Below are 13028 nucleotides of genomic sequence, written 5' to 3'. Positions count from 1 at the left end.
CATGACCGACAGCTACTACGAACTCGTCGACCCGGACGACCCGCGCGGAGAGAGGTTTCGGGCCACCGACTTGGTTCGCAGCACGTGGACGTCGCACATCCAGCACGCCGGTCCGGTGTCGGCGCTATTGGTCCGCGCGCTGGAACGCTGTCAGCAGCGGGTGGACACCAGGCTGAGCCGGGTGGTCGTCGACCTGCTGGGTCCGGTACCGGCCGAGGGGGACCTGTGGGTCACCGCGACGGTTGAGCGGGGCGGTAAGCAGATCGAATTGGTCTCGGCGACGATGCTCGGCCAGGGTTCCGACGGGCGGCCACGCGCGGTCGCCCGGGCCAGCGGCTGGCGGATGCTGACGCTGGACACCGAGGCGTTGCTGTCGGCCCCGGTCCCGCCGCTGCGCCCGCGCGCGGACGGCGTGAACCGCAACCTGGCCGACAACTTCGACCGCAACTACGTGCACAGCCTGGAGTGGTTGTGGTTGACCAAACCGCTGGCGCCCGGTCCGGGGGAGTCGTGGCTGCGGCCGCTGGTCGACTTGGTGCAGGGTGAGGAGATGACACCGCTCGAGCGGCTGTTCGCTGTCGCCGACGACGCCAACGGCATCGGCTCCAAGATCGACATCAGAAAGTACACGTTCCTCAATACCGATCTGGTGGTGCACATTCACCGAGTTCCGAACGGAGAGTGGATCGGTGTGCGCGCCGAGACGATGTATGGGCCCGACGGGGTGGCAACGACGGTGGGCACGCTGTTCGACGACGACGGTGCCGTCGGCGTCATTCAACAGTCGGTGCTGGTGCGGCCGCGCCCCCCGCGAGCGTGACGTCAGGGCGTTCGATCCCGAGTTTTCGCGCCGCGGCGTTACATTCGGAGCGTCAGTCGAATAGCACCGCGGGATTGAGGTAGCCGGTCGGATCGAACGCAGCCTTGATGGCGCGCATCGCGGCGATGTCGGCATCCGTTCGCGCCATGCCCAGGTAGGCGCGCTTACGGCTGCCCACACCGTGCTCCGAGCTGACGTTGCCACCATGGTTGGCAATGAGTTTCATCATCGCCGCGTACAGGTGCGCTTCCTGCTCGGCGCCGCAGCGCAACACATTGAGGTGCAGATTGCCCTCGCCGATGTGGCCGAACAGCACCGGGATGGCGTCCGGGGCGTGCTCGGTGACCAGCGCGGCGGAATCCGTAGCGAACGCCGGGATCACCGATAAGGGCAGGGAGACATCGAATTTCAGCGGTGGCCCGAATAGCCCGACCACCTCGGCGGTGGATTCGCGGGCCTGCCAGAGCCGTTGCTGAGCAACATTGTCGATACCGACCGCTGGTTCGCCGGCTAGCTCGGCGCCTTCCAGTGCGTCGGCGAGTCGCTCGGTCAGGTCGGTCTCGCCGGCCAGCTCGATCAGCAGCAGCCAGTCGCCGGGTGTGGGCGCCGGCACATCAAGATGTTTCGCGGCCAGCGCCGTCGAGCGGCCGTCGATGAGCTCAAGGGCGGCAATGGATTCGGTGTCACGTAACGCCCTGCCGGTGGCCACCAGCGCGGTCAGGTCGGTGAAACCGCACACCGCCGTCACCCGATGTGCGGGCACCGGATGCAGGCGCAGATCCAACCCGGTGATCACCCCTAACGTGCCTTCCGCGCCGACGAACAACGATGCCAGGTCATAGCCGGTGTTGTCGGCGCGCACCTGGCTGTGCCGGTGCACCACCGAGCCGTCGGGCAGTGCAACATCCAGCCCGAGCACCTGCTCACCCATGTTGCCGTAGCGCACCGTTCGCAGCCCGCCGGCGTTGGTGGACGCCATCCCGCCGACGGTGGCCGAATCGCGGGCGGCGAGGTCGACCCCGAACAACAGGCCGGCCGCGGCAGCTGCCCGCTGTACGGCCACCGCCGTCACTCCGGCCCCCACCCGGATGCGGCGCTCGACGACGTCCACATCGTCGATCTCGGTCAGCCGCTCCGTCGAGAGCAGCACGTCCTCGTGCTCGGGCACCGTTCCGGCCACCAGCGAGGTGCGCCCGCCCTGCACCGTCACTGACACCCCCGCGTTGCGGCATTCCGTCAACACTGCGGCGACCTCGTCGGCCGAGCCGGGACGGACCAGCGCACTGGCCTTCCCTCGATAGCGCCCAGTGTGGTCGATGCTCCGGCTGTCCAGGACATCGGCGTCGGTGACGACGTGTGCGGCACCCACGATCGCCTGGAGTCGTTCGGACAGCGAGGAACTCATGGCGTGGGTTTACCACACATGGCCAAGAACGCCCCCAACTCCACCAACCCCGCTGGTGTCGACGGCAGGTAGTCGGTCAGCATCGTCGAACGAACAATCACCGCGGCATACTTCGCCCGGCTCACCGCGACATTGAGCCGGTTGCGGTTGAGCAGGAACGAGATTCCGCGCGGCACCTCGGCGATCGACGAGGCCACCAGCGAGATGAACACGACCGGGGCCTGACGGCCCTGGAACTTGTCCACCGTGCCGGCCTGCACCTCGGACAGTCCCGCCGCGTCGAGCAGCCGCCGCAACAACACCACCTGCGCGTTATAAGGGGTCACGATCAGCACGTCGGCGGGGCTCAGCTCGCGGGTACCGTCCTCGTCGGTCCAGGCTGATCCGAGCATGCGGGTGATCTCGGCCAAGATCGCCTCGGCCTCTTCGCGGCTGTCCGTCGAGCTGCCGTCGTGTTCGATGGTCAGTACGTGCACCCCAGGCCGGAATCCGGCGAGGTGGCGGGCTGCGGTGCGCTCCTGCACCGAGTGCAGTCGATTGTCATAGGACAGCCGGGACACTGCGGCGCACACTGTCGGATGCATGCGGTACGAGCGGTCCAGGAAGTAGCCGAGATCTTCGGGCAGCGTGTGGTGACCGGCGACCAGCCAGCCCAGCGCCGAGGCGTCCACCGGCTCGGGGTGGGTGCCCTGGCTGACCTGGGGCAGCTGCTGCGGGTCACCGAGGAGCAGCAGATTGGTGGCCGCCCGCGCGACGGCGATGGTGTTGGCCAGACAGAACTGGCCGGCTTCCTCGATGACCAACAGGTCGAGGCAGCCCGGGGGAACCCGGGTCTGGTTCGCGAAATCCCATGCTGTGCCGCCGATTACGCAGCCGTCATTGCTGGCGATGAACGCGGGGTAGGTCTTTTCGTCGATATCGGTCCACGGGCCGGTGCCGCTGGGTTTCTTGGCCACCAGGGCTGGATCCACCCCGGCGTTGATGATGTCGCGAAATAGGTTCTCCACCACGGCATGTGACTGTGCGACGACGCCGATGCGCCAGCAGTGCTGGTTGACCAGGTCGGCGATCACCCGAGCAGCGGTGTGGGTCTTGCCGGTACCGGGCGGGCCGTGCACCGCCACATACGACGAGTCCAGCGCCAGCAGTGCGGCGGTGATGTCGGCGGCGCTGTCGCCGGTACGCGGCAGCAGCGCACCCGTGCGTGGCGGGCGGCGCAGCAGGATGTCGACGACGGCCGACGACGGCAGGTCGGGCAGGCCCGCCGCGACCTGGGCCGCGACGGCATCGATCGACTCGCGCAGGGCTTTGGTCGCAAACGGCGGGCCGGGGGTGAGCGCGAACGGCACGGCGTCAAACGGCCCACCGTTCTTGGGCTCTCGTTCCATCACCAGCACTTCGGTGGGGGCCGACGGGTCGTCGCAGCCGAGCACGGTCACCGGGGCGTAGGCCCGTCGCTCGGGGTCGTCGGACAGACCGGCCGGTGTCGGCGGGTTGTACAGCGCGTACATGTCACGGTCGAGTTCACCGGCGGCGATCGCACCGGTCAGCAGCAACCGCCGCTGTTGCTTGCGGGCCCGCGGCGGAACGTGCCATTCGGTGTCGACTACAGCCTGGGTGGCCAGGAAAACGCCTGGCGTGTCCGACCATTCGTCAACCGAGCTGTTGAGCCGGTCGAAGTGACCCCACCAGAACGGCTTGTCCTCGCGGCGGTGATACCCACGGGCGGCCGCGACCATCGCGACCGCTCGCTGCTCGGGGCTACGGGCGGTGATGTCGTCCCCGGCGAAAGTGCCTAGCGTGCGCGCCAGGTCGTCGTCGACGTCGAGTTGCCCGCTGTCCTGCACCGGCTGCATGCCCAGCGGTGGCACACCGGCTTCAAATGCGCGGTGCAACAACCAGTCCCGCAGCTTGCGGGTGGACCGACAGTCGTAGTGGTTGTAGTCCTCGATCTCCTTCAGCACGGTCGCGGCCTCGTCGGCGTTGCCGTTGGCGAGCAGCTCGCAGTAGCGGGCATACATGGTGATCGAATCAGTGGCGGTGGTGACATCGCCGGTGCGTAGTTCGGCATCCATGTACAACGGCTCGAGTGATTTGAGGCTGTAGTTCTTGGTGCCGACCCGGATACTCTTGCGCACAAAGGGATACAGGTCCACCAGGACGCCGTTGCGCAGCAGATCGTCGACTTCGTTCTCGCCCTCGCCGTAGCGGCCGGCCAGGCGCAGCAGGGCCGTCTTCTCGTATGCCGCGTAGTGGTAGATGTGCATCTTCGGATACCGCTTGCGTCGCTTGCGGACCATATCCAGGAAACCCTTGAGCGCCTTACGTTCCTGGCGGCGGTCATGGGCCCACAGCGGCCGGAAGTCCCCACCCGCGCCGAGCACACCGAACAGGTACTCCAGGCCCCAGTCGGTACCGTCGGCCGTCCACAGCGGGTCACCCTCGAAATCGAAGAACAGATCACCCTTGTCGTGATCGGGCAACAGCATCAGCGGCTGCGGGTCGACCACCTCGAACGGCGGCTTGCCGTCCACCCGCGGAGCGATCTGCAGCCGGGCCTGTCCGCTCAGCGCGGCAACCGCGCGGGCCGGCATGTCCGGGACGGGCCCCTCATGCGCAGCCAGCTCGGCCACGGTGCTGATGCCGGCGTCGATCAGGCGGGCCCGCTGGCTGACTCGCATGCCCGCCACCAACAACAGGTCGTCGTGCGCACGGACTTGCGCCTCGCACTCCGGGCAGCGCATGCAGGCGCGCACGGATTCGTCCTCCCACCGGACCGCGACTTCGCCGGCAAGGTGCCGATCCAGTAACTCCTGCAGTTCGGTGCGTCGCGACCGATAGACCGGCAGCAACTCGTCGACCCGGTAGGCCTGCGTTGTTCGGTTGCCCAGCACCAACTCCACCTCGTCGTGCACGGCCACACCCGCGGCGGCCAGCGTCTCGGCGTAGGCGGCCAGCTGCAGCAGCGCCTCCACCTTCACTGAGCGGGCGAGCTTGGTGTCGCGCAGCCGGTAGCGGTCGGCATCGAGCACCAGGAAGTCGGCGAATCCGGCGAAGCGGCCGTCGAACATCGCGGCCTGGTAGATGACGGGCGCGCGCTGTTCGACCGCAGTCAGGGTGGCGTCCGCGGCGGCAGTCAGTCCGGCGACGGTGTAGGCGGGCCTGCCGATGATCGTGACGTCAGTAATCGAGCGCAGCTCGTCGAGGTGGCGTTCCTCATGCTGGCCGCCGAGCTCGGCGGTACGGGCCAGCAGCTCGTCGGCAACTGACACCGAAGGGCCGCGGCCCAGCTTGGCATCGAAGGCGCGCAGCAGCGCATACTCGCAGCGTGCGGCCGCGGCGAGATCGGATGCGCTGTAGATGACGCGGTCGTCGGCGACGAACACAGCCCTACTGTAGGCGCGCGCGCCGACAGGTCAGCCGTTGCCGATCAGCTCGACCCCATTGCCGTTCCAGCGGAACTTCACCACGCTCTGCATGCCAAGGCCGTTGAGGTAGGCCAGCGCGACGGTGTCGCCGGTGCTTTGGGTGGTGTCGACGCCGTTGAAGCCGTACGTGTCGGGCACGCCGGTCGGGATGTACTTGCCGAGGTGGAACATCACTGCGCGGGTGTTGGGGTTGTCGGCGTTCGTATTGGCCTTGATGATGATCGCGGACAGCTGCGCGCACTCGTTGTAGTTCCCGGCTATCGGTTCGGGGTTCCAGGCCTGCCCGCTGCGCGGGTCGCGCGGAAGATCGGAGACGGTCTGCGCGATGGTCGGTGCGGCCAGATTCACCGCGCACGGGTCCGGCGGCGGCGGTGTGGTGGTCGACGGAGGCGGTGGCGGCGGGGGAGCCTCGGTGGTGGTGACCGCGGTTGTCGTCGGCTGCGGTGTTTTGGCGACCGTCGAGTCGCCTGAACTGCAGCCCGCGAGCGCGGCGACGAGCACGGCTCCCGCCGCTGCGACACTTAGCCTTAATCCCCGGGTCGCTTCGCTCCTGCCCGCCGGCCGCCGATGCCACACAGGGGCGACGGTACCGGCCTTTCCGGGCGGAGCGGGGTTACGGCACGCTGCGGCAGTAGACTGCAGATCCGATGACATCCCCGGAAGACGTCCCCCAAACCTTCGCCGACCTGCAGATCCACCCAGCGGTGCTGCAGGCCGTAGCCGACGTCGGCTACGAAACGCCCTCGGCTATCCAGGCGGCAACCATTCCTGCGCTGCTGGCAGGGTCCGACGTGGTCGGTCTGGCCCAGACCGGCACCGGTAAGACCGCGGCGTTCGCGATCCCGATCCTGTCCAAAATCGACCCGACCAGCCGTGCCACTCAGGCGCTGGTGCTCGCCCCGACGCGTGAGCTGGCCCTGCAGGTCGCCGAGGCGTTCAGCCGCTACGGCGCGCACCGAAACATCAATGTGCTGCCGATCTACGGCGGCTCCTCCTACGTCCCGCAGCTGACCGGCCTCAAGCGCGGCGCACAGGTCGTCGTCGGAACGCCTGGGCGTGTCATCGATCACCTGGAAAAGGGCAGCCTGGACTTGTCGCACCTGGATTACCTGGTGCTCGACGAGGCCGACGAGATGCTGCAGATGGGGTTCGCCGAGGACGTCGAGCGGATCCTGGCCGATACCCCGGAGTACAAGCAAGTGGCGCTGTTCTCGGCGACCATGCCGCCAGCGATCCGCAAGATCACTTCCAAATACCTGCACGACGCCGTCGAGGTGGCGGTCAAGTCGAAGACCGCCACCGCCGAGAACATCACCCAGCGTTATATCCAGGTCGCCGGGCCGCGGAAGATGGACGCCCTGACCCGTTTGCTCGAGGTGGAACCGTTCGAAGCGATGATCGTGTTCGTCCGGACCAAGCAGGCCACCGAAGAGGTCGCCGAGAAGCTGCGAGCCCGGGGGTTCGCCGCCTCGGCCATCAACGGCGATATCCCGCAGGCGCTTCGAGAGCGGACCATCGCAGCGCTCAAGAGCGGATCGATCGACATCCTGGTCGCCACTGACGTCGCCGCACGCGGCCTGGACGTCGAACGCATTTCGCACGTGCTGAACTACGACATTCCGCACGACCCGGAGTCCTATGTGCACCGCATCGGACGTACCGGGCGAGCCGGGCGATCGGGAACCGCGCTGCTGTTCGTCTCGCCGCGGGAACGCCATCTGCTGAAGTCGATCGAGAAGGTCACTCGACAGCCGGTCACCGAAGACCAGCTGCCCAGTGTCGAAGACGTCAACGCCCAGCGGGTCGCCAAGTTCCAGGATTCGATCACCGAGGCGCTGAACGCGCCAGGCTTCGACATGTTCCGTCGCCTCATCGAGGACTACGAGCGCGATAACGATGTGCCGATGGCCGATATCGCTGCGGCGCTGGCGCTACAGAGTCGTGATGGTGCGGAATTCCTGATGACCGAGCCGCCGCCGGAGAAGCGCAGGGAGCGTCCCGACCGCGACGAGCGGGAACGTGCGCCGCGTAAGACCCGCGACGACCTGGCGACCTATCGCATCGCGGTCGGCAAGAAGCACAAGGTCGGGCCCGGCTCGATCGTCGGGGCGCTGGCCAACGAGGGTGGGCTGCACCGAAGCGATTTCGGGCATATCACCATCAAGAGTGATTTCTCGTTGGTCGAGCTGCCGGCGACGCTGTCCAAGCAGACGCTGAAAGCCCTTGAGAAGACCCGGATTTCCGGGGTGTTGATCGACCTGAAGCCCGACCGCGGCAGCCCTCGATACGACTCACGTCCCTCCGGCGGGAAGCCCCGGCGCACGAGCCGATGACCGCGTCCAGTCAGGTCGACCAAGGCGGACTGGAAGCAGTTTCGGGTGTGGACCGGGTCGCCTCACTGACCGGTATTCGCGCGGTCGCCGCGCTGCTGGTGCTGGGCACCCACGCGGCCTACACCACCGGCAAGTACACGCACGGCTTCGTGGGCTTGGTGTATTCGCGTATGGAGATCGGTGTGCCGATCTTCTTCGTGCTGTCGGGTTATCTGTTGTTCGGGCCCTGGGTCCGGGCCGCCGCCAGCGGGCGGACCGGTCCGTCGGTGCGCCGCTACGCCTGGCACCGGGTGCGGCGCATCATGCCGGCCTACGTCGTCACCGTGCTGGCGGCATACCTGATCTACCACTTTCGTGACGGGGGGCCCAATCCCGGTCACACCTGGATCGGCCTGCTGCGCAACCTGACGCTGACCCAGATCTACACCGACAACTACATGTTCAATGGGTATCTGCACCAAGGACTTACGCAGATGTGGAGCCTGGCAGTGGAGGTGGCGTTCTACGTTGCGTTGCCAGTGCTGGCCTGGCTGCTGCTCGTGGTGATCTGCCGGCGACGGTGGCGGCCCAGACTGTTGCTGACCGGGCTGGTGGTGCTGGCGCTGCTCAGCCCGGCCTGGATGGTACTGGTGCACACGACGGACTTCCTTCCCAGCGGTGCCCGGCTGTGGCTGCCGGGGTATCTGGCCTGGTTCGTCGGTGGCATGTTACTGACGGTGTTGCAGGCCATGGGAGTTCGGGTCTACGGATTCATCGCCGTGGCGCTGGCAGTTGTCAGCTTCGTGATCGTGTCGACGCCGATCGCCGGCGAGCCGACCACGTCACCGACAGGGCTGACCGAGGCATTGGTCAAAACCGGCTCGTACGCTGCGATCGCGACGCTGATGGTCGCGCCGCTCGCGCTGGGCAACCGGGGCTGGTACGCGTGGGCGCTGGCTAGCCGGCCGATGGTGTGGCTTGGCGAAATCTCCTACGAGATCTTCTTGGTTCACCTCGTCGTGATGGAGATCGCCATGGTCGAGGTATTGCGTTGGCGGGTATACACCGGCTCGGCGCCGGCGCTGTTCGTCGTCACGTTGGTGATGACGATCCCGGTGGCCTGGGTGTTGCACCGGTTCACCCGGGTGCGCAGCTAGGCCGGCTGCCGGCGGCGGTCGCGCAGCCGGCGCACGAGGCGCTGGACCACCCGGATCACCACCGGGATCAGCAGTACGGTCGGGATGGCCAGCACCAGGGTAGGGCCAGCGACGTGCGTCCCGATGACGATGACAACTGCCCATAGCGTGGCGGCGGCGGTGGAGCAGATCACGAACTGGCCGAAGGGGTGTCGTACGCTGCCCAGCAGGGCAGGCACCACGCCTCTGGTCGGCGGCACCCAGCGCTGCACCACGAGCGCGCCCAGCGCTCCCCGACGCCGCACATGGCGCTGCGCGCCGTGCACCTGCTTACGCGAACGGCGGCCGAGCCTACTTCCCGACAGTTTGGGACCGAGCGTCCAGCCAAGGAGGTAGCCGAGCACATCGCCCAGCACCGCTCCGCCGACCGTCACGGCCAGCAGTGCCGAGATCGACGGGTGCCCGGCACCGGCGAGAATGACCACGGCCATCAGGAATGGTTCGGCCGTAAACACCAAGGCGAGGGCCGGAATCGAGGAGCCGATGACGATGGCCGCCAAAACCAGGTACAGCAGTGGGCCGTTGGGCAGCTGGGGGAGATGGTCTAGCGGGAACATCCGGCCTCCGCTGCGATCAGATGACCGCCGTCGACGGGTATTGCGGAAGGGCCGCTCACGATCGGCACCCGCCGCTCACCCGCAGTAATCGAACGGCATGGGGCGCCAGCGATTGCGCTTCCAGTGTGCCCGTGGTCGTTTCGCTGGTATGAGCCCACAGATCGCGCGCGGTGTAACACTGCGCGGATGGCAGGCCGACTTCGCTGGCCGTCGTCGACAGGTCGGCGGTGGCATTCGAGGTGTTGAACAATGCGACGGTCACCGAACCATCGGCCATCGGTTTGGCCCAGATACGTCGGTCGCCGCCGATCGCATGAGCCTTACGGAACAGCGGATCCTGGTCGACGGCGATGACCTCACGGTTGGTCAGGATCGATAGCGTGGTCGCCGACATCGAGCGCAGATCGTTACCGGCGATCAATGGCGCGGCCAGCATCGCCCACAGGGAAAAATGACTGCGTTGCTCATCGTCGGTCAGGCTGGGCTGGGTAGTGGCGATCTGCTGCATGGTCTGCTCGGGGAGTGCAAGTGCGGGTTCGAACTGGACGAGTTGCTCGGGGGTCAGAGACCTGGACCGAACGGCCTGGCGCAGCAAATCCATATGGTTGAGGTAAAACTCGCTCCACGTCACTCCGACGACCAGCATGTCCGGATCGCCGCGGTAGCCGGACCGGGCAGGAACTGTTGCTGCGCTGGCGAATTGGTCGGGCACACCCTTGAAGAGGCCGCTGACGAATGGGTCGCCGGGGCCTTGTGTCGGTAGCACACTGAGCCACACCGGCACCAGATCCCCGGATGTCCGTACCACGTCGGCGATGCCCGACCAATCGAACCGGCCGCCGGCGGCGGGATCGTTCGAGCTGTTGGGGTTGATGCTGTAGACGATGCGTCTCCCGCTGTTCCGCAGCGCCTCACCCATTGCGCTGAATGCGCGAACCTGCGCGTCGTGGTCGGGGTCCTCGCGGCACCAGTCGTACTTGAGATAGTCGATACCCCAGTCGGCGAAGGTTGCAGCGTCACGCTTTTCGTGACCGAAACTGCCGATACGGGGATCCTGCCCACAGGTCTGGTTGAATGGACTGTTGTACAGGCCAAACTGCAACCCCCGCTGGTGTGCGTAGTCCGCGAGTGGCTTGACACCATGTGGAAAGCGGTCCGGATCGGCTATCAGTTCACCGCTCGACGTTCGAAACGGGGCAGCCCAGCCTGCGTCGAGGTTAACGTATTGGTAGCCCGCATCACGCATGCCCGAGGACACCATGGCGTCGATGGTGTCCCGCACCGCGCTCTCATTGAGTTCCATGCCGGAGTTCCATGAATTCCACCCCATCGGGGGAGGCAATGGTGGCGTGGCACGGTTGACGGTGGTGGTGGGCGAGCACGCCGAAAGGACGGCGGTCGCGGCACTGATCACGCAGAGCAGGTGGCGCAAGCTCGATCTCCTGTTTTCGATGACGAGAACGTGGTGAGGGTTCTGGCGGTGTCGCCTGTTGCCAGATGGTTCCCGACAGCGCTGTCAGAGAAGGGTTTCCGCGGAACGGATGTGGTGGCCGGGTGTTACTGCTGTTCGGGTGGAAGCTGTTCTGTCGCCGGGTGCGCGGCGTGCCGCCACGCCAACGGATTCAGCGCCCGGTAGGGATCGTCCGCCCGGATCTTCAGCAGATCGGAAAGTGTGGTCTCCAACGATGTCTGCGTCGTCTGCTTGACCGTCGCAACCCAGTCGTCGTCTGACACGCCGGCCGGCTTGGTGGTGCTGACAGGGATACCGAAGCGCAGGTACATCCGTTGCGGGCGGGGGACCAGAGTGGGCCCGATCCCGCGCATCAGCGGCATCGGCGTATCCGCACGGCCGGTGATCATCTCGCTCGCCGCCAGGCTGAGCCGACCCAACCTGCTGTCGCGGGAGATGAGGCTGTGGTACATCTCGTCGCTGCCCACCAGGCCTACCGGCACGATGGGATAGCCGCCCGTGATGGCCACCCGAGCAAAGCCGGAGCGGCCGCGCCAGTTGAAGGTGTTCTCCTCGCCTTTGAACTTGGCGATTTCACGGCCGCCGCCGGGGAACACCAGGATGGTCTGGTCCCGCCGCATCAGTTCCAGCGCGTTTTCGGGCGAGCCGACGACGGCGCCGAAGGCGGCGGCGACGTCGCCGAACGGTCCGCGTATCTTGCCTATTCCGCGTTCGGCCAGTGGTCGCACTTGAGTGCCGATCGCGCGCCGGACGAAGTGGGATATCAAAAACACCTCCATTCCACCCTGGGTGTGATTGCCCACCAGCAGACAGCGACCGTCGCGCGGGAGGTTTTCGGTGCCTTCAACGTAGGGCTGCAGGAGATCGACGGCGGGGCTCACGGTATCGCTGAGAGATCCGAGAGCACGCCGCAGCGCTCGTACGCGTGGGGGCTGTTCGGTGACTTGGGTCAGATTCACTGGGATCGTCATGATTCGTGTCCGTTTGAGATAGATTGTGCTGCAGCGGTATTGCGACCAGCGGGCCGCGAGTAGACGATGGTAAGTGGTCGTAGAGTCGCCCGTGTGCCCTGCGGAGGTTGACGAAACTCGATCTGCATATCCGGATCGGCGGCCTGGCCGAGCGCGACGAATGCGGAACGGGAGTACGCGCGCAGTCCACTGATGAAACCGTCATGCATGACCGGCCACACTGACGTTCGTGGCATGAACGCCAGAGCCGTCGGAGCCATCACCAGTGGCGCGAAGACCATCTGTAACGGCGAGCGGCGTTCCAAGTCGATCACCAGAAAGCGGGTTGCGACGCGGGTGGCCTCGGCAATCGCCCGCTGGGCGGTGCCGGGCGGGAGGTGGTGGAAGGCAAGCGCGAACACCACCAGGTCGTAGGAGCCATCCGCGGCGTCGATGGCGGTGGCGTCGATGACTTGGCTTCGCGCCCTGGGGTGGGAGCCGAGGGGGCCGGCGGCGATATTGCTCACCGACTTCGCGTCGACATCGCTGACGGTGACCGTCGCGGTGGGATGAAGCTTCAGAATCTGCTCTGAGAGCCGCCCGTGACCTGCGCCGATCTCGAGGATGCGGGGGTTGGGTGTATCGCCGACCTCCGCCAAAGCGAGTCGCGCATGTTGCTCGTGCTGGCCACTGCGGGCGCCTATTGCGTCCAGCCCCGTAATGACCCGTTGCTTGAGTTCATCTGGAACGTCGTCGCGATCGGTGTACTCCAGGACATCGGTCTGCAGCCGTCGATCAAGCCAGCCGGCGTCGCGGCCGCCCCGCGGCATCGACGCAACCCCGGATTGGAAACTACCCGTGCCTGTCATGTTCGCTCCTGATCTCCGAT

At 66.5% G+C, this 13028-nt stretch carries 11 protein-coding genes; 4 read left to right on the top strand and 7 right to left on the bottom strand.

What is annotated here, in order from left to right:
* Position 1: 1 nt before the first annotated feature.
* Entirely contained in the window at positions 2–820 is an 819-nt protein-coding gene (locus G6N38_RS03905; RefSeq protein WP_163746335.1) for a thioesterase family protein, read from the top strand.
* Between the two features lie 52 nt (positions 821–872).
* Here the strand turns inward: G6N38_RS03905 and G6N38_RS03900 are convergent, their stop codons facing one another.
* From G6N38_RS03900 to G6N38_RS03890, 3 genes are read right to left on the bottom strand one after another with little or no spacing between them, the layout of a single operon-like run.
* Positions 873–2225, bottom strand: coding sequence for an FAD-binding oxidoreductase (locus tag G6N38_RS03900; protein ID WP_163746334.1), 1353 nt, complete (start codon positions 2223–2225; stop codon positions 873–875).
* Entirely contained in the window at positions 2222–5611 is a 3390-nt protein-coding gene (locus tag G6N38_RS03895) for a TM0106 family RecB-like putative nuclease (RefSeq protein WP_163746333.1), read from the bottom strand. Before G6N38_RS03895 ends, G6N38_RS03900 begins: the two co-directional genes overlap by 4 nt.
* A gap of 30 nt (positions 5612–5641) precedes the next feature.
* Positions 5642–6154: an LppP/LprE family lipoprotein gene (locus G6N38_RS03890; protein ID WP_246227686.1), complete on the bottom strand. Its 513-nt coding sequence runs from the start codon at positions 6152–6154 to the stop codon at positions 5642–5644.
* Positions 6155–6300: 146 nt separating this feature from the next.
* Here G6N38_RS03890 and G6N38_RS03885 point away from each other — a divergent pair, with 146 nt between their 5' ends.
* Positions 6301–7986 carry a DEAD/DEAH box helicase gene (locus G6N38_RS03885; RefSeq protein ID WP_163746331.1) on the top strand — a complete coding sequence of 562 codons (1686 nt, stop codon included), beginning with the start codon at positions 6301–6303 and terminating at the stop codon, positions 7984–7986.
* Positions 7983–9122, top strand: coding sequence for an acyltransferase family protein (locus G6N38_RS03880; RefSeq protein WP_163746330.1), 1140 nt, complete (start codon positions 7983–7985; stop codon positions 9120–9122). The genes G6N38_RS03885 and G6N38_RS03880 overlap by 4 nt, the downstream gene beginning before the upstream one ends.
* Here the strand turns inward: G6N38_RS03880 and G6N38_RS03875 are convergent.
* A complete protein-coding gene (locus G6N38_RS03875) occupies positions 9119–9718 on the bottom strand; it encodes a DedA family protein (protein ID WP_163746329.1) in 600 nt (199 codons plus the stop codon). The two genes, G6N38_RS03880 and G6N38_RS03875, sit on opposite strands and share 4 nt — an antisense overlap.
* Before the next feature lie 55 nt (positions 9719–9773).
* The gene (locus G6N38_RS03870) at positions 9774–11021 is read right to left on the bottom strand and encodes a glycoside hydrolase family 27 protein (protein ID WP_246227684.1); all 1248 of its coding nucleotides are present in this window, start codon (positions 11019–11021) and stop codon (positions 9774–9776) included.
* On the opposite strand from G6N38_RS03870, the gene G6N38_RS03865 reads away from it, so the two are divergent.
* Positions 11020–11187 (top strand): hypothetical protein, encoded by a 168-nt coding sequence (locus tag G6N38_RS03865; RefSeq protein WP_163745672.1) that lies wholly within the window; start codon positions 11020–11022, stop codon positions 11185–11187. The two genes, G6N38_RS03870 and G6N38_RS03865, sit on opposite strands and share 2 nt — an antisense overlap.
* 88 nt (positions 11188–11275) lie before the next feature.
* On the opposite strand, the gene G6N38_RS03860 is transcribed toward G6N38_RS03865, so the two are convergent.
* Positions 11276–12160 carry a lysophospholipid acyltransferase family protein gene (locus G6N38_RS03860; protein ID WP_163746328.1) on the bottom strand — a complete coding sequence of 295 codons (885 nt, stop codon included), beginning with the start codon at positions 12158–12160 and terminating at the stop codon, positions 11276–11278.
* Positions 12157–13008: a class I SAM-dependent methyltransferase gene (locus tag G6N38_RS03855; RefSeq protein ID WP_163746327.1), complete on the bottom strand. Its 852-nt coding sequence runs from the start codon at positions 13006–13008 to the stop codon at positions 12157–12159. The genes G6N38_RS03860 and G6N38_RS03855 overlap by 4 nt, the downstream gene beginning before the upstream one ends.
* Between the last annotated feature and the right edge of the window lie 20 nt (positions 13009–13028).

It is taken from the genome of Mycolicibacterium helvum (assembly GCF_010731895.1).
GTDB lineage: Bacteria > Actinomycetota > Actinomycetes > Mycobacteriales > Mycobacteriaceae > Mycobacterium > Mycobacterium helvum.
The sequence above is the reverse complement of the archived record's forward strand: the minus strand, read 5'-3'. Positions and strand labels throughout refer to the sequence as shown.